17 protein-coding genes are annotated in these 21,759 nt (G+C 58.9%); 14 read left to right on the top strand and 3 right to left on the bottom strand.

All coding sequences use genetic code 11. From position 1 onward, the window contains the following. Window positions 1–3: 3 nt before the first annotated feature. The 13 genes from QP978_RS09380 to ftsY all read left to right on the top strand — a co-directional run bounded on the left by QP978_RS09380 (window position 4) and on the right by ftsY (window position 15,049). Entirely contained in the window at window positions 4–2,154 is a 2,151-nt protein-coding gene (locus QP978_RS09380) for an ATP-dependent DNA helicase RecG (protein WP_070652927.1), read from the top strand. A gap of 24 nt (window positions 2,155–2,178) precedes the next feature. After that, the gene (locus QP978_RS09375; protein WP_070439653.1) at window positions 2,179–2,451 is read left to right on the top strand and encodes an acyl-CoA carboxylase biotin carboxyl carrier protein subunit; all 273 of its coding nucleotides are present in this window, start codon (window positions 2,179–2,181) and stop codon (window positions 2,449–2,451) included. Then, window positions 2,452–3,018, top strand: a complete 567-nt coding sequence (gene rsmD, locus QP978_RS09370) for a 16S rRNA (guanine(966)-N(2))-methyltransferase RsmD (RefSeq protein ID WP_048735471.1) — start codon at window positions 2,452–2,454, stop codon at window positions 3,016–3,018. 45 nt (window positions 3,019–3,063) lie between these two features. After that, window positions 3,064–3,537, top strand: a complete 474-nt coding sequence (coaD, locus tag QP978_RS09365) for a pantetheine-phosphate adenylyltransferase (RefSeq protein ID WP_016422540.1) — start codon at window positions 3,064–3,066, stop codon at window positions 3,535–3,537. Between the two features lie 10 nt (window positions 3,538–3,547). Continuing rightward, entirely contained in the window at window positions 3,548–4,309 is a 762-nt protein-coding gene (locus QP978_RS09360; RefSeq protein WP_049171555.1) for an SPFH domain-containing protein, read from the top strand. A gap of 29 nt (window positions 4,310–4,338) precedes the next feature. After that, complete coding sequence (locus tag QP978_RS09355) at window positions 4,339–4,899, top strand: YceD family protein (protein WP_048735478.1); 561 nt, start codon at window positions 4,339–4,341, stop codon at window positions 4,897–4,899. 42 nt (window positions 4,900–4,941) lie between these two features. Then, on the top strand, window positions 4,942–5,670 hold the full coding sequence (rnc, locus tag QP978_RS09350) for a ribonuclease III (RefSeq protein WP_038628630.1): 729 nt from the start codon (window positions 4,942–4,944) through the stop codon (window positions 5,668–5,670). Then, the gene (gene mutM / locus QP978_RS09345; RefSeq protein WP_069358781.1) at window positions 5,670–6,533 is read left to right on the top strand and encodes a bifunctional DNA-formamidopyrimidine glycosylase/DNA-(apurinic or apyrimidinic site) lyase; all 864 of its coding nucleotides are present in this window, start codon (window positions 5,670–5,672) and stop codon (window positions 6,531–6,533) included. The genes rnc and mutM overlap by 1 nt, the downstream gene beginning before the upstream one ends. An 18-nt stretch (window positions 6,534–6,551) precedes the next feature. Then, a complete protein-coding gene (locus tag QP978_RS09340; RefSeq protein WP_070601596.1) occupies window positions 6,552–8,012 on the top strand; it encodes an alanine/glycine:cation symporter family protein in 1,461 nt (486 codons plus the stop codon). Continuing rightward, window positions 8,002–8,283: an acylphosphatase gene (locus tag QP978_RS09335; RefSeq protein ID WP_048735484.1), complete on the top strand. Its 282-nt coding sequence runs from the start codon at window positions 8,002–8,004 to the stop codon at window positions 8,281–8,283. The genes QP978_RS09340 and QP978_RS09335 overlap by 11 nt, the downstream gene beginning before the upstream one ends. Before the next feature lie 259 nt (window positions 8,284–8,542). Further along, window positions 8,543–9,859: an ammonium transporter gene (locus QP978_RS09330; protein WP_284857104.1), complete on the top strand. Its 1,317-nt coding sequence runs from the start codon at window positions 8,543–8,545 to the stop codon at window positions 9,857–9,859. Between the two features lie 88 nt (window positions 9,860–9,947). After that, complete coding sequence (smc, locus tag QP978_RS09325; RefSeq protein WP_049171541.1) at window positions 9,948–13,442, top strand: chromosome segregation protein SMC; 3,495 nt, start codon at window positions 9,948–9,950, stop codon at window positions 13,440–13,442. A gap of 47 nt (window positions 13,443–13,489) precedes the next feature. Then, the gene (gene ftsY / locus QP978_RS09320) at window positions 13,490–15,049 is read left to right on the top strand and encodes a signal recognition particle-docking protein FtsY (protein WP_049171536.1); all 1,560 of its coding nucleotides are present in this window, start codon (window positions 13,490–13,492) and stop codon (window positions 15,047–15,049) included. A 167-nt stretch (window positions 15,050–15,216) separates the two neighbouring features. Here the strand turns inward: ftsY and QP978_RS09315 are convergent, their stop codons facing one another. Next, window positions 15,217–15,933, bottom strand: coding sequence for an intestinal mucin (locus QP978_RS09315; protein ID WP_076773670.1), 717 nt, complete (start codon window positions 15,931–15,933; stop codon window positions 15,217–15,219). 482 nt (window positions 15,934–16,415) lie between these two features. Further along, a complete protein-coding gene (locus QP978_RS09310) occupies window positions 16,416–17,357 on the bottom strand; it encodes a hypothetical protein (RefSeq protein WP_284857103.1) in 942 nt (313 codons plus the stop codon). Window positions 17,358–17,962: 605 nt separating this feature from the next. Between QP978_RS09310 and ffh the strand changes: the two genes are divergently transcribed. Next, the gene (gene ffh / locus QP978_RS09305; protein WP_284857102.1) at window positions 17,963–19,576 is read left to right on the top strand and encodes a signal recognition particle protein; all 1,614 of its coding nucleotides are present in this window, start codon (window positions 17,963–17,965) and stop codon (window positions 19,574–19,576) included. Window positions 19,577–19,592: 16 nt separating this feature from the next. Here the strand turns inward: ffh and QP978_RS09300 are convergent, their stop codons facing one another. After that, window positions 19,593–21,743 (bottom strand): acyltransferase family protein, encoded by a 2,151-nt coding sequence (locus QP978_RS09300; protein WP_070706144.1) that lies wholly within the window; start codon window positions 21,741–21,743, stop codon window positions 19,593–19,595. Window positions 21,744–21,759: the final 16 nt, after the last annotated feature.

Raw genomic sequence — 21,759 nt, 5'->3', positions numbered from 1 at the left:
GCGATGCTCGGATGGCTCGGCTCGGATTATGCGCGCACGCCCCTGAATATCGTGGTGGGGCCAAAGATTGCAAAGAAGCTGCATACGGCTTTTGGTATGGAGACCGTCTCGGATGCGCTGACGAATTTCCCGAAGCGCTACGTGGCGCAGGGTAAGAGCTTAGATGTGTCATTTTCCGACATTGGCGACACCATCACCACAGTCGTGGAGGTGCACAGCATTTCGCCAGCGCCCGCCTTCGCCGACCGACGCAAGCCACTGAAAATCTATGTCAGCGACGGCGTGCGCATTCTTCCGGCCGCGATTTTCGGTGCCGAATGGCTGCGCAATATGCTGCACCCCGGTGTGCGTCTACTCATTGTTGGCACGCTCAGCGAGTTCCGCAATGAGCTACAGCTGAAGAATGTTGATTGCATGGTGCTTAAAGCCGATGGTTCGGTAGGCGCAGCCACTGGCAAGCTGGCCACACTGACGAAGACAGCCAAGGGGATTGCGGAGATGCAGCGGCTGCTCACGCGCCCCTATCTGCCCATTTACCGTGGCCGTAAAGGAGTAGCGGGTATTCACCTGGCTCTGTACATGCAGCGCATCCTCGAATGGTTACCGCTGCAGCCAGACCCATTGCCCGCCACGCCGGAGGGACTTACCGATTTCGACTCCGCACTGCGTGGCGCACACTTTCCCTCCATCGCGGGCCCCGATATTGCGCTTGCCCGTCTGAAGTACGACGAAGCGCTTGAGCTCCAGCTCGCCGTTGGTGCACGCAAGCGTACTCAAGCGAGCCTCACCGCGCCGGCCTGCATGGAAGTCGCCGGGGGACTTCGCGACGAGCTACGCCGGGGGTTGCCGTTTTCGCTTACCGACGGTCAGGTCGCGGTCGCAGCCGATATTGCGCACGATATGGCGAGGCCTAACCCAATGAACCGCCTGCTAGCAGGTGAAGTTGGCTCGGGTAAAACCGTGGTGGCCCTGCTGGGAATGCTGCAAGCAGTCGATGCCAGCAGGCAGTGCGCGATGCTGGCGCCGACGGAAGTCCTGGCCCAACAGCACTACCGATCGCTGACAGCGATGCTGGAGCAAGCCGGAGTAGCAGTGACTGTACGACTGTTGACGGGATCGATGTCGACGAAGGAGCGCCGGGCAACCCTGTTGGAGGCAGTCAACGGGGAGGCTGACATTGTCGTCGGCACGCATGCCCTGCTCAGTGAGGGCGTGGAGTTCTTCGATCTCGGGCTGGTGGTCGTCGATGAGCAGCACCGCTTTGGTGTGCGCCAGCGCGATCAGCTGCGAAGCAGGGGACGGGGTGGAATGACACCGCATCTGTTGGTGATGTCGGCAACCCCGATTCCGCGCACGGTAGCGATGACCATTTTTGGCGACCTCGCAGTTTCGCAGTTGACGGAATTGCCACGGGGACGTCAGGAGATCCAATCTTTTGTCGTACCGACGCTGGAAAAGCCGCGCTGGGAGGCACGAACCTGGGAGCGGATTGGGGAAGAAGTGGCCAAGGGCAACCGCGCCTTCATTGTCTGTCCCCGCATTACCCGCGACGAGGAACAGTTCCTCGACGAGTCCGTGGAGGCGGTGTTCGACCGAGCGAGGAAGAAACTTCCCGGTGTACGTATCAGTCAGTTGCACGGCAATATGGCACCGGAGGACAAAGACCGCGTGATGCAGGCCTTTGCCACAGGACAGCTGGATGTGCTGGTGTCCACCACAGTTATCGAAGTCGGCGTGGATGTACCAGAGGCCACGATCATGATGATTCGCCGCGCCGAGAGCTACGGCATCTCGCAGATCCACCAGCTGCGCGGTCGTGTCGGCCGTGGTGACCGTGGTGGACTGTGCTTCCTGTGTACACACACGCATTCACAGACACCAGAGCGCACCCGGCTAGACCGCATTGCCGCCACCACCGACGGCATTCAACTGGCGGAGTTGGACCTGGCCACGCGTAGTTTCGGCGATCTGCTCGGCGATGACCAATCGGGACTGGCAACAGGCCTCGGCCTGGTGGACCTCACCACCGACGGCGAGATCATCGAGCGCACCCGACACGATGCCACGGCTCTCCTCGACAGTGATGAAAGGCTTGTGGGAGAGCTTATCTCCGATATCGATGAAGAGCAGTCGAACTACTTGGACCGCTCCTAGTAAGACCAAAGTAGACTGTTGGGCATGGTAAATGTCTGTGCACCTTTTGCAGGAGTAGTCCGCTGGGAGGTCGCCGAGAAAGACTCGGTGACGACCGGTCAGGTCATTGCGGTCGTGGAGGCCGTCAAGCTAGAAGCGCCGGTTTTAGCGCCCTGCCCGGGCACGGTCGCGGAGGTGGCGGCAGATCAATTTGTGGATGTCGAAGGCGGTCAGCTGCTGGCAAGAATCACGCCAGCAACTCACAGCGCCACGGCACAGCACAACGGCAACGAGAACACATCGCACGAAGGGAAGTAGATGACCCGCATTATTGCAGGTGAGGCACGCGGTCGTAGGCTAGTCGCGCCTAAGGGAGAGACCACTCGGCCAACTAGTGACCGCGCGAAGGAAGCCATCTTTTCCTCCTGGTCAACACGCTTTGGGCTAGAGGGAACTCGCGTTCTCGACCTGTTTGCTGGCTCGGGCGCGCTCGGTTTGGAAGCGGCTTCTCGCGGCGCGCGTTCCGTCGTGTTGGTGGAAAACGATCCGAACGCCATTGCCGCTATTGAAAAGAACATTCGCACCGTGGGGCATCCTGATGTGGCCGTGTCTCCGATGAAAGTGTCGTCGTACCTTGCGGGCGCGCCGGGCGAGCCTTTTGACCGCGTTATTGCGGATCCGCCCTATGAGCTGGCGGGGGAGGCCGTTACAGAGATGCTGGAGGCGCTGCGCAGTTTCCTCGCGCCGGGCGCGGTCGTGACTGTGGAGCGTCACCGCGATGACGAGGAGACGCAGTGGCCCGAGGGCTACGAACAGCTCCAGCAGAAGCTGAAGCGTCGCATTCACGGTTTGGCGCGCTTCGACACCGCTATCTACAACGCTTAACGTTCTTCTTTACGCTTTACGACGGCCAAAGGTGGTTTGACCTCTATGACTCACGCATGCTGCCCCGGTTCCTACGATCCCATGACCTCTGGTCACCTCGATGTGATTGAGCGTGCCGCGCGCCAATTCGATCAGGTGACCGTGCTGGTTACCCACAACCCGAATAAGCAGGGCATGTTCAACGTCGAAGAGCGCATGGACCTCATTCGGCAGTGCACGCAGCACTTGGACAATGTGCAGGTGGACTCCTGGTCGAAGCTGTTGGTTGACTACACCTCCGCGCAGGGTATCACCTGCCTGGTCAAGGGTCTGCGCTCGGCGGCGGACTACGAGTACGAGGCGCCCATGGCGCAGATGAATCGGCGCATGACGGGCATTGAGACTCTCTTTGTGGAAGCTGATCCGAAGTACGGTCATGTGTCGTCGACACTGATGAAGGAAGTTGTTCGCTACGGCGGTTCGGTGGAAGGGCTAGTTCCTGAGCCTGTCTTGCACGCCCTGCAGCGCCGACTGAAGTAGCATGTAAGTCATGTTTCGCGTCTTCGAATCTCTTGATGAACTGGTCCAGATCCTAGAAGAGGCACACGGCGTGCCACTGTCGGCCAATTGTATGGTTCCGCGTCAGCGTGTTCTCGAGTTGCTCGATGAGCTGAGGGATGCTTTCCCGGCTGAGCTCGATGACGCGCAGGACGTCTTGGACCAGCGGGATGAGATTATCAACGATGCTGAAGCCCGGGCGAACAACACCATTTCGACTGCGGATGAAGAAGCCCATCGCATTGTCGACGAGGCCGAGGCCCGCGCTAACCACACCGTCGAGGATGCCAATGCCCACGCAGCTGGCACCGTCGCGGCCGCTGAGGACGACGCCCGTCGCCTCCGCGAGGATGCTCAGCACGAGTACGACAGCATTGTGGATCGTGCTTCTGCCGAGTCCGATCGCCTGATTCACGCTGGTAACGAATCCTACGAGCGTTCCGTTGCGGAAGGCCGCGAAGAGCAGGCTCGCCTGGTCGCTGAGTCGACGGTCGTCCGCGAAGCCAACGACGAGGCGAATCGTCTGCTTTCCGACGCACACGCGGATTCCTCTCGCCTCCGTGAAGAGTGTGACCGCTACGTCGATTCCAAGCTCGCCGAGTTTGAACAGACTCTCCAAGAGACCCTGCGTAATGTCGGTCGCAATCGCTCTGTACTGCGTTCGGGAGCCGGTGCCGTCGGCGGTGGTGCAGGGGCACAGAGCGCGCCGTCTTCCTTCTCCGAGGGGCAGGAACGCCGCCGGTACGAGCGTTAGCGCATCTTCGGGGTAGACTGAGGTCTATCATGACTGACTCATCCCCATTTGTTCTGGACGTTTCGACATGTCTGCAGGGTGGCATGCCCGAGCAGTTCCGCAAGGTAGGCGATAGCCCTGTCCGCGTTGGTGTCGAGATGATTGGCATCGCCGCTGGCGAGGAGGTTGTCGTTGACGGCATTGTCACGAACCTCGGCAGCGGTGTCATGGTTGACGCGACTGTGACTGCCAAGGCCACTGGCGAGTGCGTGCGCTGCCTAGCCCCGCTGAATCCGGAGCTCAGCTTCCACATTTCGGCTGTCTTTTCCAACAACGAGGACTTCATCACAGGCGACGATGCCGAGGAAGAAGACCTTGAGGACGAAGTTGGCCAGATCGTCGACAATACGGTGGATATCACTCAAGCCGTCATCGATGAGGCGGGCTTGAATCTGCCCTTCAATCCGACCTGTCTGGATTTCGATTCCAGCTGTGCTGAATCGGATTCGGAAGTGCCGGAGCCAGACGGCATCTCGGGTGAAGAGGAGCGCATTGATCCGCGTTGGGCTGGCCTGGCGGAAAAGTTTGGCTCGCTCGGCGACGAGAAGTAATCGACGACGACTTAGACGAAGACTTTAAAGGAGATATAACGGATGAGCCGCAAGCGTCGGCTAACCGGTGAGGCGGCTAGAAAGGCGGCTTTCGAGGCCGTCGATCACGCCCCGCTGCTGGAAAAACTCGGTGTTGAGCTACCAGAGGAGTCCCTGAAGCTCGCTTTGACCCACCGCAGTTTCGCGAATGAAAATGGCATGCTGACCAATAACGAGCGGCTAGAGTTCCTGGGCGACGCCGTGCTGGGCATGTGCGTTGCTGAAGAACTCTACCGTCGCTTCCCGGACCGCGCTGAGCAGGATATTTCCAAGATGCGTGCAGGTGTCGTGAACATGTACGCGCTGGCTGACCTGGCCCGCAGTATCGGGCTGGGAGAGCACATTCTCCTCGGCCGCGGTGAGAAGGCCACCGGTGGCGCGGATAAGCACTCGATTCTCGCTGACACCACCGAGGCGCTGCTGGGTGCTATTTACCTGCAGCATGGCTTCGAGGTTGCCCGCGAGACCGTGCTTCGCCTGTTCAACCAGATGATTGACGATGCCCCGACTGAGTCCCGCGGCCGTGACTGGAAGACGCTGCTGCAGGAACGCCTGGCGGCCAAGCAACTACCGGCTGCTGAGTACACCGTGCGCACCACCGGCCCCGACCATGACCTAACTTTCTACGTCGACGTGCTGGTTGACGGCGTGGTTAAGGGCAGCGGTACCGGCGCCACGAAGAAGGAAGCTGAAATGCACGCCGCGCATCAGGCGCATACCGCACTGGCCTAATGCCCGAGCTTCCTGAAGTCGAGTCCGTACGCCGCGGTCTCGACACTTACGTCGTCGGTGGCCGCATCGACGATTCCTTCGTCTACAACGCTCGTGCCGTGCGGCGCCAACTCGGTGGCGCCGCGGAGTTTATCGGTCGTACGCGCGGGCGGACGGTTGTCGCTACGGATCGTCGTGGCAAGTTCATGTGGCTCACGCTTGACGACGACTCCGCAATCGCCATCCACCTGGGCATGAGCGGCCAATTGCGCGTGGAAGCTCCGTACACTCCCGATACGCTGCCTGGCCGTCACACCCGAGCCGCTTTCGACATCGCCCTGCCGGACGGCGCTCGGCACCTAATCAACTTCAACGATCAGCGCACCTTTGGTTGGGTCTGGGCCTGTGAAATGGTCGAATCCCATGGACGCGTGGTTCCGGAACCCGCAGCCAAGATCGCGCCCGATCTATTGGAGCCCACCGTCGATGTGGTTGCACTTGCACACCGCATGATGAAGTCGCGTTCACCGATCAAGGCCGTATTGCTCAACCAGAACATTGTGTCGGGTATCGGCAACATCTATGCCGACGAAATGCTTTGGGCGGCGAAGGTCGATGGTCGCGTGCCGGCGTGTGACCTTTCGGTCCGTCGTTTAGCGAAACTTTTGCGCGAGGGGCAATCGGTACTCGAGCGGGCGCTAGCGGCCGGTGGCACGAGCTTCGATGCGTTATATGTGCATGTCAACGGCGAAAGTGGCTATTTTGAGCGGAGCTTGAACGCCTATGGACAAGCGGGGGAGCCGTGCCCGAGGTGTGGGCGCGAAATTGTCCGTCTGCCATTTGGGAATAGATCGAGTTATCTGTGTCCCACTTGTCAACGCTAGAATTTCCTTATGAGTTTCATGGAGCAAGCAACCGACTGGGTAAATGCTTGGAATGACAAGTACTGGCTGTTCATGATTGTTCTGCTAGTTGGTACAGGTTTGTACTTCTGTTGGCGGACCATCATGGTGCAGATCCGGTACATCCCGGAGATGTTCAGGGCCATCACTGAAAAGCCCTCTGATATCTCTGAAGGTGTCAAGGGCATCTCGGCCTTTAAGGCCTTCACAATTTCGGCGGCCTCACGCGTGGGTACCGGAAACGTCGCAGGTGTGGCGGTGGCGATCACCACCGGTGGCCCTGGCGCCGTGTTTTGGATGTGGCTGCTCGCCGCGATTGGTGGCGCAACCAGCTTCGTGGAGTCTACGCTGGCACAGCTGTACAAGGTGCGGGATAAGGACTCTTACCGAGGCGGCCCGGCCTACTACATCACCAAGGGGCTCGGGGAGAACTGGCGCTGGATGGCCTCGCTGTTCGTCATCGCTATCACGGTGACCTACGGTTTCGTGTTCAACGCGGTGCAGTCCAACTCGATTACGGCGGCTGTGGCGGAGTCGACCGGTCAAGACGCGCCGATCTTTAAGTTCGGTGTCGGCATTGTGCTGGCAATCTTGGCCGGCGTCATCATCTTCGGTGGTGTGCAGCGTATTTCGGCGGTGACGCAGATCGTCGTGCCGATTATGGCCGTCGCCTACATTATCCTCGGCCTGATTGTTTTGGCTCTCAACATCACCGAGGTGCCGAGCATGATCAAGCTGATTTTTGAGCACGCCTTCGGTATCCGCGAGATTGCCGGTGCCGCTGTCGGTACTGCCATGATGCAGGGCATTCGCCGCGGCCTGTTCTCCAACGAGGCTGGTATGGGTTCCACTCCGAATGCGGCGGCGACGGCGTCGGTGTCACACCCGGTCAAGCAGGGTCTCATCCAGACGATGGGTGTCTACTTCGACACCTGGGTCGTCTGTACCATCACCGCAGTGATCATCCTGCTGTCCGACCCTACTTTCGGCGGCGATGCAGAGGGCACCGCGCTGACTCAGGCCGCGCTGTCGGCGCAGGTGGGCACGTGGGCAATCCACGCGGTTACGGTCATCATCTTCTTCCTGGCGTTCTCCTCCCTGGTGGGTAACTACTACTACGCCGAAGCAAATATCCCATTCCTGTCTAAGAGCAAGGCTGTCCTGAATACCGTGCGCGTGCTGGTCATCCTGTGCGTTATTGGCGGAGCTGTCGGTTCCGTGCCGCTGGTCTGGTCGCTTGCGGACACCTTCTCCGCACTCATGGCCACCATCAATATCATCGCCATTCTGCCGCTGGGCGGCGTAGCTGTCGCCCTACTAAAGAATTACTCCGAGCAGAAGTCCAAGGGGCTTAATCCGGTATTCCACCGCGATGATCTGCCTAACGTCCGCGGCCACGACAAGATTGAGTGCTGGGACGGTTCCGACCCGATGACAGTGCGTGAGTCCGATGTCGCTTAACGACGTCCGCCTCACCGCGTGGGTACACGGTCGTGTTCAAGGTGTCGGTTTTCGCTGGTACACCCGCGCGACGGCTCTGGAGTTAGGCCTGGTTGGTTATGCCCAGAACTACCCGGATGGTCGGGTGTTAGTTGTTGCTGAAGGGCCACGGGCAGACTGTGAGAGTTTGCTCGCTTGGCTTGAGGGGCCGAATACTCCGGGCGATGTGACGGCAGTGGTGCCGTTATGGCAGGAACCGAAGGGTGCATTGAGCGCATTTGACCGTCGTTAAGCGGGTGCCAACTGCCTTCTCTCCCCCCCCCATGTCGGTGTAGGAATCCGAAAAATTCGAATACGTTCTATCCCTCGCTCTGCGTCGTTGTTTTTACGCAGTTGGCGGGGGATTTTTTCGTGTCTTCAGATAGTCAATTGGGACGCTGAAGAGGTCTTAGAGCCCTGGAAAACTACGCAAGGGAGAAAAAGAATACGCAAATACGGAGGAAAAGTGATTTAAGTTGATAACTACCTACTGACAGACAGGGGAGGCACATATGACGCCTGAAGAAGTAATTGCACAGTCGGGAAACTCAGCGTGGATGCTGATTTCGGCTTCGTTGGTTTTGCTGATGACACCGGCGCTCGCGCTGTTCTATGGCGGCATGTCGCGACAGAAGTCGGTGCTCAACATGATGATGATGAGTTTTGGTGCGGTCGGCGTTGTCGGTGCCATTTACGTGCTGTGGGGCTGGTCGATGTCCTACGGATCGCAGTCGATCGGTGGTGTTTTTGCCAACCCATTCGAGTTCTTCGGTCTGCGTAACTCGATTACGGATGGTGACGGCAACTACATCGCAGGTGCGAACGGGTACCCGAACATCATCGACATCGGGTTCCAGCTCACGTTCTGCTCTATCTCGGTGGCGCTGATTTCCGGTGCGCTGGCTGAACGTGTGAAGTTCTCCACCTGGTTGATCTTCGTCGGCTTCTGGACGACGCTGGTGTACTTCCCAATGGCCTTCATGGTCTGGGGCGGTGGCCTGCTGAGCCACTCGGCAGAGGGGCTGTCGGCAAAGCTGTTCGGTACCGCTGACGGTGAAGCATTGATCGCTCCAATTGACTTCGCTGGCGGTACGGTTGTGCACATTGCTGCTGGTACTGCCGCTTTGGTGCTGGCGATTATCGTCGGTAAGCGCAAGTCCATCGATGGCAGCCAGCATCGCCCGCACAATCTGCCACTCGTCATGCTGGGTGCTGCACTGCTGTGGTTCGGCTGGTTTGGCTTCAACGGCGGTTCGGCATTTGCTGCCGACGGTGTCGCTGGTCTGGCATGGCTGAATACGACGGTGGCAGCGTGCGTGGGGATGCTCGGCTGGATTTCACTCGAGCGTATTCGTGATGGACATCCCACCTCGCTGGGCGCCGCTTCGGGTGTCATCGCAGGGCTTGTGACTATTACTCCGGCCGCAGGAGATATGAACCCAGTGACGTCAATCATTCTGGGCTATATCGGCGGTGCGCTGGCTTGCTGGGGCGTTGGCTTAAAGTACAAGTTCAACTTCGATGACACCCTGGATGTGGTTGGTCTACATCTGGTTGCAGCTATGTGGGGAACGATTGGTGTTGGCCTGCTGGCCAACGATCGCGGATTGCTTACCGGCGGTGGCATCGACGGCCTGAAGTTGTTTGCCATCCAGGTCATTATTGCTGTCGTCGCAGCGGTGTTCTCAGGCGTGCTGACGTACATCATTGCCCGAGTCCTGAAGGCAACCGTCGGTTGGCGTATCCACGGCGAGCAGGAGCATTCTGGTATCGACGTCGCTCAGCACGGTGAGTCGGCCTACGCGTCAACTAAGCAGGCAGTGGTGTAAACAACGCTGTGTAAACAATCTTGTGTAACAGGGTGCGTGCTTGGGGTAATTCAGCTCCAAACCGTAACTACGGGTAAGATATTGCCCCATGTATTTGAAATCGCTGACTCTGAAGGGCTTTAAATCCTTCGCTTCGGCGACGACGATGAAATTCGAGCCCGGCATCTGCGCAGTTGTCGGCCCGAATGGATCTGGTAAGTCGAATGTCGTCGATGCCCTCGCGTGGGTTATGGGTGAGCATTCCGCCAAGACCCTCCGTGGCGGCAAAATGGAAGATGTCATCTTCGCGGGAACCTCCGGGCGAAAGCCTTTGGGGCGCGCGGAGGTCACTCTTACCATCGACAATTCCGATGGGGCACTTCCCATTCAATATAAGGAAGTCTCTGTCACGCGTCGCATGTACCGCGACGGCGCAAGTGAGTACGAAATCAACGGTTCTCGCGTCCGCCTCATGGATGTCCAAGAGCTCCTCAGCGACACCGGCATTGGCCGCGAGATGCACATCATCGTCGGCCAGGGTCGGCTTTCGCAGATTCTGGAATCGCGGCCAGAGGAGCGTCGTGCGTTTATCGAAGAAGCCGCAGGCGTGCTCAAACACCGCCGTCGCAAGGAAAAGGCGCAGCGCAAGCTGCAGTCGATGCAGGCCAATCTCGACCGTCTGCAGGATCTGACAGGTGAGCTTTCCCGTCAGCTCAAACCGCTGAAGCGTCAGGCTGAGGCCGCCTCTCGCGCCCAGACTGTGCAGGCAGACCTGCGCGACGCCAAGTTGCGTTTGGCTGCCGCGGACTTCGTGGATTTGCAGGACAGCCTCAATGACATTGCTGGTCAAGCCAAGCTCATTGAGGAAAAGGTGGAGGCCGCCACGGAGCGAGCCGAGATTGCCGCTGAGCGCACTGCAGAACTCGAAGCCGAACTGGAGGACATCACTCCAGCTGCCGATGCTGCCCGAGATTTGTGGTTTCGTCTCTCCGCACTCGGTGAGCGTATCCAAGCGACGGCCCGCATCGCCGCCGATCGCGCGGCCGACCACTCCGTCGCTCCGTGGGTAGGCCCAGACCCGGACTTCCTGGAGCAGAGGGCCGACGACGCCGCCACCGAAGAAGCCACGCTCGCTGAGGCTGAGGCAGAGGCCCGCGAAAAACTGGAGGAAATCCGCGAAACGCTCTTCGACGCCGAGGAGACTTTCCGTGAAGCCGAAGCGGAGCACCTCGCGGCCGTTCGCGCAATCGCCGACCGTCGCGAAGGCGTGGTTCGTCTCATTTCCGCAGAAGAATCTCTGCGCACCCGCTTGGAAGCCGCCGAAGCCGAAGCTGCACGCCTTGCCGAGCAAACCAATGAGGCCGACGAACGCCGTGCCGATGCCACCGAAGCCGTGGAAAACGCCGCGCAGGAACTAGCCGAGGCCGAATTCGAAGGTCCCGAGCTGCAGAGTGCTTATGAACAGGCCAACCGAGAAGCAGAGCTGGCCTCTACACGGTTGAAAGAACTCCGCGCTGACGAGCGCGACCTCGAACGCAGTGTCTCAGGTCTGTCCGCCCGCATCGAAGCTCTGGAGACCGCCCGCACCGCCGCTGCCAACGACGGCACCGCGTGGCTACGTGAAAAACACGAACTCGGCGTTCTCTCTGAAGTCATCGATGTCGACGCTGGCTGGGAAAAAGCGCTCACTGCCGCCCTCGGCGCGGCCGCCGAAGCACTGGTCAGCGAGGGCAGTGGAGATTCGCTTATCGACGAGCTTGTGGCCACGGGCAAGGGCAGTGCCGTTGTTATCAATTCTGCGGATGCATCCGACTCTTGGCGCTTGGACATCACTCTGCCCGCACAGGCATCCTGGCTGCTCGATCATGTGACAGTGCCCGCGGAGCTTTCGGGTTCGTTGACCTCTCTGCTCGTTGACGTCGTGGCCTGCGACGACGAGCACGTCGCCCGTGAGCTGGTGACCCAGGATACTCGACTGCGCGTTGTTGACCGCGATGGTGTGCTGCGTGGCTCTGGTTGGGTAGCTGGCGGTGCTGGTGGCACTGCATCAGGTGTGGAAATCGCCGCCGACATTGCTAAGACTCGCGAAGAACTAGCAGAAGCACAGGTGCGTTTGAGTGACCTCGGTGGTGTGCTCTCCGGTGCACAGGCCGAAGAAGAGGACCGCCGCACGGACGCGGCGGCCGCCCGTGCTGCGCTGCGTGAACACCAGAGTCGTATGAAGGTCCTCACGGATGCCCGAACTCGGGCCACAGCGCAGCTGTCCGGCGTGGTGCATGATGCCGAACGCGCTGAGCAGCGCGGAGCCGAAGCCGCGGACCGAGTAACGAAGCTCCAGAAGGAGTTGGCGGTGGTCGCAGACCGCTTAGCTCGCGTTGACCGTGACCCCGAGGAGGGGGAACCGTCGACAAGCGAACGTGACCGTGCCTCGGAGGCGCTGACGGCTGTGCGCGCCATGGAAACAGAGGCGCGTCTGTCGCTGCGTACGGCAGAGGAGCGACTGTCGAGTGTACGAGGCAAGGCCGAGCGGCTCCGTCGCCAGGCTGCATCGGAGCGCGTAGCGAAGGCCCGCCATGAGCAGGCGCAGATGGCGAAGGTTGCCCAGCGCGAATTGGCAGAAGTTGTCGCGGAGCTGGCTGAGGATTTGCATGCGAAGGTCAACGTGTCGTTGGCGCGGGCAGAGGCCGATCGCGACGATGCCGAGGCGCAGAAGAAGACAGTGTCGCAGGCACTATCAGCGGCCCGGACGGAGGCAAATGCGGCGCAACGTGAGCTGGCACAGCTAACGGATTCCGCGCACCAGGGCGACATCGCCCGTGCGCAGGCGCAGGTCCGCGTGACCGAGGCTGCAGAGCGCATCGTCGACCAGTTGGGGCTGTCTGTCGATGACCTGCTCGCGGACTTTGCTCCTGATGAGAACTTCGACCGCGCAGCCGTGACGAAGCAGCTCAAACAGGCGGAGAAGGATCTGCGTGTGCTCGGCCGCGTCAACCCGTTGGCGCTGGAGGAGTATAAGGCGATGGAGGAGCGCTACTCTTTCCTATCCACGCAGCTCGATGATGTCCTCAAGGCCCGCCAGGACCTCACCGATGTTGTCGAGGAAGTCGATGCCACGATCCTGCAGCTCTTCACAGACGCGTGGAACGATGTCGAGGCAGAATTCCCCGCAGTCTTTCAAACGCTTTTCCCGGGCGGCGACGGACGACTGGTTCTCACCGAGCCGGACAACCTGCTCACGACAGGTATCGAGGTTGAAGCCCGCCCGCCGGGCAAAAAGGTTAAGCGGCTGTCGTTGCTCTCCGGCGGCGAGAAGTCGCTGACGGCGCTGGCAATGCTCGTCGCTATTTTCCGCGCGCGCCCGAGTCCCTTTTACGTACTCGACGAGGTGGAAGCCGCGCTTGACGACGTTAACCTGCGTCGCCTTATTGCGCTGCTCGAGGAACTCCGCGCGACCAGTCAGCTGATTGTCATTACGCACCAGAAGCCAACAATGGACGTTGCGAATGTGCTCTACGGCGTGACCATGCGGGGCGATGGTGTGACTCGAGTAATCTCGCAGCGAATGTCACCGGCATCCGCAACTCCGTCGACAGGAGCGGAGTAAGCGCGGAGTAAGTGAGGAAGAGTCGTTGATACTGCATAATGAGAGTTATGACTCCAACTCAGTGGATACTCCTTGTCGTCGCGATTGTCGTTATTATCGCGCTGCTCTTTGTTGTGGGCTATGTCCGCAGGAAGAACCAGCGCATTTCCTTTGCGAAGGAAGATACTAAGGAACTCACCCAGCAGGAGAAGTCTGGAAATTACCAGGCCACTAGTGGTTTTAACTTCGCTCCGGCCGGTGGTGGGACTGATACCCGCGAGAAGCAGCCGGTTGAAAAACCGATGCCGAAACCGGCGGAAAAGCCGATTGAAAAGCAGGCCCCGGAGCCAGAGGAAAAGCAGGCTGATATACCTGCCGATCAGCCGGACGGTTCACTGCTGAAACCAGAAGGTCGACTGGTTATTCCGGATAACCCCACCGAAATGGAGGGGGATTATGACCGCGTAATGCGGGAAATCCCAATCGATTTGCCAACGGCCGGGGAAGAGGAATCAGAGCCCGAGCCGGAACCACAACCAGAGCCCGAAGCAGAGCCTGAGGTAGAGGTAGTTCCTGCTCCTGAACCGGAGCTGGAGCCGGAGCCGACTCCCGAACCAGAACCGACGCCAGAGCCGGAGCCGGAAGCTGCGCCGGAGCCGACGCCAGAGCCAGAAGCAGAACAGCAGATTGACTCCATCGACCCGGCTGAGGGACGTCTGGGCCGCCTGCGCGGTCGTCTGTCACGGTCGCAGAATGCAATTGGCCAGTCTGTGCTCGGCATCTTGGGCGCGGGTGACCTTGATGAGGACGCGTGGGAAGAGGTTGAAGACATCCTGGTTATGGCTGACCTCGGTGCGGCTGCGACGCAGCGTGTCGTCGATAAGCTGCGCGAGCGTATTGCCAGCCAGAAGGTGAGCACGGAAGAGCAAGTGCGCGCCCTGCTGCGTGAGGTGTTGATTGAGGAGTGCAAGCCTGAGATGGACCGCTCCATCCGCGCACTTCCGCACGAGGGCAAGCCCGCAGTGATTCTGGTAGTCGGTGTCAACGGCACAGGTAAGACCACGACGACGGGCAAGCTGGCTCGTGTACTGGTCGCCGGTGGCCACCGTGTTGTTCTCGGCGCAGCGGATACCTTCCGTGCTGCTGCAGCCGACCAGCTGGAGACCTGGGGGCGACGCGTTGGCGCGGAGACCGTTCGCGGCGCTGAAGGCGCCGATCCTGCTTCTATTGCATTTGAGGCAGTTGCTCACGGTATCGAGTCCGGCGCTGATGTGGTGCTCATCGACACCGCCGGCCGCCTGCACACCAAGGTCGGTCTGATGGACCAACTGGACAAGATTAAGCGCGTGGTGGAGAAGAAGGCTCAGGTTGACGAAGTCATCCTGGTTTTGGACGCGACGGTTGGCCAAAATGGTCTACTGCAAGCTCGTACGTTCCGGGATGTAGTAGACATCACCGGCGTTGCCCTGACCAAGCTGGACGGTACCGCGAAGGGCGGCATTGTATTCCAGGTGCAAAACGAGCTCGGTGTGCCGGTGAAGTTGGTTGGCCTTGGTGAAGGTGCTGACCACCTGGCGCCGTTTGAGCCGGAGAGCTTCGTAGACGCACTGCTCGGCGGCCGCAAATAGTAACTAACATCGATGAGTGAATTTTCCATCGATTGGTGAGTACAGCGTCCCCCGTTGCCCCCGGCAAAAATAAAGGCCTCGGAGCCACCGCGTAGATTTCTGTAGAGGATACGCGGGGCTCCGGGGCCTTTAATGTTGAGGTGCTAGGAATCTAGCGGAGAGTTGTGCTAGGAATCCTTAGAATTCTTGCGTGCGAGGCGGGTAGCTGCCACGCCACCGACCAAGAGTGCAAGAGCGGCACCGCCGAGGGCAGTCGCCTGAACACCAGTGACTGCTAGCCCAGTGTTCTTGGTCCCGGTTTTCTTACCGTCATTCTTAGGGTTGTCGGGCTTGTCGCCTGGTTTTTCCTCCCCGGGCTTCTCGTCGTCCCCAGGCTGTTCGTCGCCTGGGTTCTCGTCGTCGCCCGGAGTTTCGTCATCGGAGGTCGGACAGTAGCCGTAGACTCCGGTTGCCGGGTCAATCTTGCTCATATCACGCGGGGAACCGTCGGGGCACGTTGCGGTGTCGTCGACTCCCGGCGGAATTCCGTCATTTTCTGGGGCATCTTCATCAGGCTCCGGAGTTGGGCCGGAATCATCTGAAGTGCCACAAGCACCGTAAGCCCCGGTTGCCGGGTCAATCTTGCTCATGTCACGCGGGGAACCGTCGGGACAGGTCTGGGTGTCCTCAACGCCCGGTGGGATGCCATCGTTAGATGAACCTCCTGGATCCGGATTTGCAGCGTCATCTACACACTGGAAAGTACCGCCAACATTTTCAAAGTGTTGACCGGCGGGGCATTCCGACGGGGCGGGGTCAGGAATCTGTGCGGTGGCAGCGCCAACGCCGATGAGCATGCCGGCTGAAGAGGCAGCGGCCACCATGGTCGAAGAGAGCTTCTTCATTTGGAGACCTCACAATGTCTATAGGAAAGCCCTGTAATCAACGGGCTTAAGGGGGGGGGAACACTGTTCACACTTTTGATTCTAATAACTAATTACAGCCTTTGGTGACGTGAGCTTGGGGAGGGGGTAAATCGAAATTGTTGACTCGTCCAAGTCCCAGTAAGGGAAAGCGGGAACTTATATTTACAACGCTGAGTGTGTACACCCGTTGTGGTTGGAGCATCTTTAGAACTCGTCACTGTTCACTCGGCGGGGAGGCTTTTCTGTCTTCGCTAGCGAAGCTTGGCATCTGATCGTGTCGGGGTGGCGAGAGGCGGGTGGGAGCGTAGAGGTTTGGTAAAAAAATCGGTACCTGTGGGTTTTATGCTTCGAGCTCTAGACGTTATGACTTTTCGGAGGTGTGACGCACAAAAATGCTCCCGATGCTGAATTGGCATCAGGAGCATTTTATGTTTCGTTAGCGGGGTAGAACCCTAAGCTTCTTAGCGGTTCTTGCGGGCGATGCGGGTAGCGGCGACACCGCCGACCAGGAGAACCAGAGCGGCTCCACCCAGGGTGGTGGCGTCAACGCCAGTGGCTGCCAGGCCAGTGTTCTGAGTCGAAGAAGCCTTCTTGGACTCCGAGGTATTGTGCTCAGACTTCTTGGAGTCCGAAACCTTCTTTACATTCTCGGAAGAGGTCGTCTTCTTGGACTCGGAAGCCTTCTTCTCAGCCTTTTCCTTGGCCTTCTTCTCTTCCTTCGTGCACTTGTTTTCGTTCTTGCACTCAGCAGAGATCTTGATGTCAACGTTTACCTTGACATCCTTGCCGTCCTTGCCTGGCTTACCGTCCTTGCCGTCCTTGCCGTCCTTACCCGGCTTACCGTCCTTGCCTGGCTTACCGTCCTTACCGTCCTTGCCGTCCTTGCCCGGCTTACCGTCCTTGCCGTCCTTGCCTGGCTTCTCGGTGTCCGGCTTGTCCGTGCCTGGCTTGTCAGTGTCCGGCTTCGCCTCGTCCTTGACGCAGACACCGAAGACATTCGGGTTGCCTGGAACTGGCTTGCTCATGTCGAAGTGCTCGCCCTCCGGGCACTGCTTATCAGAAATGCCTGGGTTTCCGGGGTCGCCCGGCTGGGACTCATTGTCGCCCGGTGTTTCGGGCTTAGGAGCTTCCTGGTCCGCGACGCACTGGAAGGTTCCGCCGACGTTCTCAAAGTGCTGGCCGTCTGGGCACTTGTCCGGCATTGGGGCCGGAATTCCGTCAGTGGAATCCTGCTCAGGCTGGTCTGCGACGCACTGGAAAGTGCCTCCGACGTTCTCAAAGTGCTGGCCGGCGGGGCACTCGGTCGGCATTGAGTCCGGAATCTGTGCAGTAGCGGTGCCTGCGCTTGCAATCATGCTGGCGGAGAAGGCAGCGGCGGCGATAGCCGTGGTGAACTTCTTCATGAAAACCTCTCAAGGAGTCAAACGGTCAGAGACCAATGAATATGATTTCGCCGTTCATCCCTCATCGTGCACGGCGGAAAATAAAACCAGGCCAACTGCGGTTAACTAGGTTCATGATTAACCATAAACTGGTTGATATATGAACGGTATTGGAGGTAGTTATAGGAATAACATCAGGTGCGCAGTGGCGTGCTTTGACCTGCTGCAATGCCGCCGGTTTGCTATTTGGCTTACACCATTCCGGGGGAGGTTCTTACTAAGGGTGGCCTTAGCAAAAGCTAGCCACTGGCGTTATCTTTCTGTTACCTAGCTGGTGGTAACTGGGTTGGATAAACGTTCTTTATGCAGTAGGGCATTCATATCTGGAGGCTCGTTTAATTGTCACGTTAAAATAACGAACAGTAATCTAACGTCCTTGAGTACAAAAGAGCTTCATCCTATTGCTATTTCTTACTTCCTATTGGTTACACCCGAATCGGGGCATTTAGGGTGGGTGGGCTGCAATCGTTGTCGATAGGCGAAGCTGTAGATATGTGCCAAATGGAGTATCCAGCGGGTACGGTAGAACAGTTAAGAAAAAACAAGGCAAAAGGGGAGCTGGAAACTTGTTTGAGTCTCTTTCCGATCGTTTGACGGGTGCCCTGCGGGGGCTGGGCGGGAAGGGCCGCCTGACTGAGGCGGATATTAACGCCACCGCCCGCGAGATTCGGCTGGCTCTTCTGGAAGCCGATGTCTCCCTCGAGGTTGTCCGTACCTTCATCAAGCGCATCAAGGAACGCGCTAACGAAATTATTGGCAGCCAGACTGTCAACCCGGCAAACCAGATTATTGAGGTCGTCAATGAGGAACTGATTAGCATCCTCGGTGGCGAGACTCGACGGCTGAATATGTCGAAGCAGCCACCAACGGTTATCATGCTGGCCGGTCTGCAGGGCGCTGGTAAGACCACCTTGGCCGGTAAATTGGCCAGGTACCTCACGGATCAGGGGCACACCCCGGTCCTCGTCGCCTGTGACCTGCAGCGTCCGGGCGCGGTGCAGCAGCTGGAAATTGTCGCTGAGCGTGCAGGCGTGCCGTGCTTCGCACCGTTCCCGGGCACCAGCCTCGATTCCACCCATGAAATGGGCACCAGCGAGGACAATCCAGTTGACGCCGCGTTCCGTGGCCTCGCTTATGCTCGCCAGCATCGCCACGATGTGGTGATTATCGATACCGCAGGTCGCCTGGGTATCGATGAGGTTCTGATGAAGCAGGCCCGCGACATTCGCGATGCCATCAACCCGCATGAAGTTCTGTTTGTCATCGACTCCATGATTGGTCAGGACGCGGTAGAGACCGCCAAGGCCTTCCGAGACGGCGTTGACTTCACCGGCGTTGTACTGACCAAGCTCGATGGCGACGCGCGCGGTGGCGCTGCACTGTCTATCCGTGAGGTCACCGGTAAGCCGATTCTGTTCGCCTCCACGGGCGAGAAGTTGGAGGACTTTGACGTCTTCCACCCAGACCGTATGGCCAGCCGCATCCTGGGGATGGGTGACCTAAAGACGTTGGTTGAGGTCGCTTCCAAGGAAATCGATCATGAGCAGGCTGCCAAGTCCGCCCAGAAGATTGGTTCCGGCGAACTGACTCTTGAGGACTTCCTCGAGCAGATGATGATGGTCCGCAAGATGGGCCCAATCGGCAACATCCTCAAGATGCTCCCCGGCGGCGCGGAAATGTCCAAGGCCGCCGAGATGGTCGACGAAAAGCAGCTTGACCGCATCGAGGCGATTATCCGCGGTATGACTCCGGAAGAGCGCGAGAATCCGAAGATTCTGAATGCTTCACGACGTCGTCGTATCGCCAACGGTTCCGGTGTGTCCGTTTCAGAGGTTAACCAGCTCATCGAGCGTTTCAATGAGGCGCGGAAGATGATGGCGCAGATGGCCGGCCGATTTGGTATGGGCGGTGGTCGCCCATCGAACCGCAAGGCCAAGCGTGGTCGAAAGGGCAAGGGCAAGAATAAGCGCAAGGGCGCTAACCGTGGTCCAACGCCGCCGAAGGCAATGCGCGGTGGCGGAATGCCCGGTATGCCTGGAATGCCAGGTATGCAGGGCATGCCGGGTATGCCTAGCATGGCTGAACTGCAGAAGCTGCAGAAGCAGATGGGTAATCAGCTGCCAGAAGGTATGGAGGACTTTGACCTCAACAATCTCGACTTCGGACAGGGCAAGAAGTAGCGGGGACTAGAAGTAGCTAGTCCCGCAGAGCCTTCTGAATCTGGCGGTCCATTTCAGGACTGAAAGTGGCCGCTAGTTCATCGGTGATGTGATTGCTGTCGCGGTAGACGTAGATATTGCCAATAACTTTACGGCAGGTGGTCGGACCGCAGAAGATGTCGGAGAAATCTAGACTGTGCCCGTTGGGGAAGTTCGCAAGAATCTCCTCAGCGGGATTTTCTGCATTTAGGGCAGTTTTGCGGTGGATAGTGCAGTCTTCTTCCGCTTCTTCGCATACACTGGGGGAGAATTGGTCCAAGTCCTCCCGTAGCGCCCATGGGTTATCGCGGATGGCGAAGAAATCAATTCCGCGTTCTTGCAGAGCAGCGAAAAACGAAACGTAACCATCCGGTGTGTAGTCGCCGGGCTGCGGTGGGTCCGCCTGGAACAGGGGTCTGGTTGAAGTGGTGAAAACCATCTCTGGCTGAATCTCGTCAATTTTCTGCAGAGCCTCGAAAGTCCAGGCCACGCAGATATCGCCGACTCCGTGGATCGGTTCTAAGGTCGCTGGACAGCCTTGTCGGAGAAGAACCACCACTCGGTACCCGTTGTTTTTGCCGTAGGCATCAATCGGGGCAAACCAATGTTCCATGTGCGAGCCGCCGACGATGACAATCGAGTCACTAGCATCTGGATCACCGTAGACACACGGCTGGGTCTCATCGCGCCAACGGCGATTCGGCGGGAAGTATCCGACGTCCTCACCGCCTGTCGCAAGGCAGCCATCGAGGGCAGGTTCCGGCCAAAGGTCCGTGATGAAATCGGAATTCGGCTTTGTGGCTGCCTTGGGGACCTCGTACCCGTCGGTAAGCGCGAGTGCACCTGGATAGACCTCTGGATCTAGGCTGGTGGCGGAGGCGCGATCGACGCGCACCTGTTGCACGTTGACAAGGCTGGACATGCCGACCAACGCAATGACGACAACAGTGCCGACTACCGCTAGACGACGAGCCGGGCGACGATGCTTCATTGCGTGGATTGCATCGCCGACGACGGGCTGAGTCCGGGTCGGTCGGCGAGTCGATTGAGCCAGCGGCAGCTCGACATACTTGTTGGTGAGTTTGGCCAAAATAAAGGAAACGACGATCACTGCGGTGCCAAGCTTCAGCCCCGGAGTATCGCGGTTGAGGTAGTTTATGGCCAGGATGAGAAGAGGCCAGTGCCACAGGTAGAGCGCGTAGGCGCTCTGGCCTACTTCGCGCATTGGGCGGCTGGCCAGGAACTTGGAGATCCAGCCCGCCTCAGGGCCGGCGATAATAATCAGCGCAGCACCACCGAGGGGCCATAGGGTCCAAGGGCCTGGGAACTGTGCGGCGCCGTCGAAGATGAAACCGGTGGAGACTACCAGTGCGAGGCCGATGCTGGCTAACAGCACTCGAAGTGGCTTGGGCATGGGGATGGAGCCCCGGACAAGAATCAGTCCGAGTAGTGCGCCGAGGCAGAGCTCCCAGAGGCGGCTGACAGTGGAGTAGTAGTTCCAGCCCTGGTTTTCGGAGTGCATATAGAAGGCATAGGCAAGCGAGCCGAGAGTGATAACTGCCAGCAAAGGGGTGAGGATTCGGCGGAGTTTACCGCCGGTAGCGTCGGTGCGCTTCGCCTCCACCGGTGAGGTAACCGCGCCGACAATCTGGGGTGAGCGCGTCATCCAGGCGAGTAGGGAGATGAGCAAAATGGAGCCGAGATAAAACTGGCCCTGTACCGACATTGACCACAGGTGCTGCAGTGGGGAAGTTTCGCTCTCTGCGGCAGCGTAGTCCGAGCCCTGGAGTGCCAGTTCATAATTTTGGTAGTAGAGCAGGCTGGCGCGGAGTTGCTGGGCAATGTCGATGGTGCGAAGCGATGGAATGAAGTAAATGACAAACAGGGTTGTCGCGAAGAGGACCAGCACCAGTGTCGGGATTAGGCGACGCAGCGTGCGCCAGATGCTCCACCATGGATTGATGGACTGCCGGGGATTGATGGCATTGCGGTACTGCGCGCCGAAGAAGAAAAACCCGGAGAGCAAGAGGAATACGTCCACACCACCGGAAACGCGGCCGACGTAAACGTGGAAAAGGACTACGAGGGCAATCGAAATGCCCCGTAGTCCGTCCAAGTCATACCTATATTGGGTGCCGGTGGTTTTCATAGAATGTTACGTTACC

This window comes from Corynebacterium sp. MSK035, from assembly GCF_030232615.1.
Lineage (GTDB): Bacteria > Actinomycetota > Actinomycetes > Mycobacteriales > Mycobacteriaceae > Corynebacterium > Corynebacterium jeikeium_D.
This window is presented reverse-complemented; position numbering and strand designations above follow the sequence as displayed.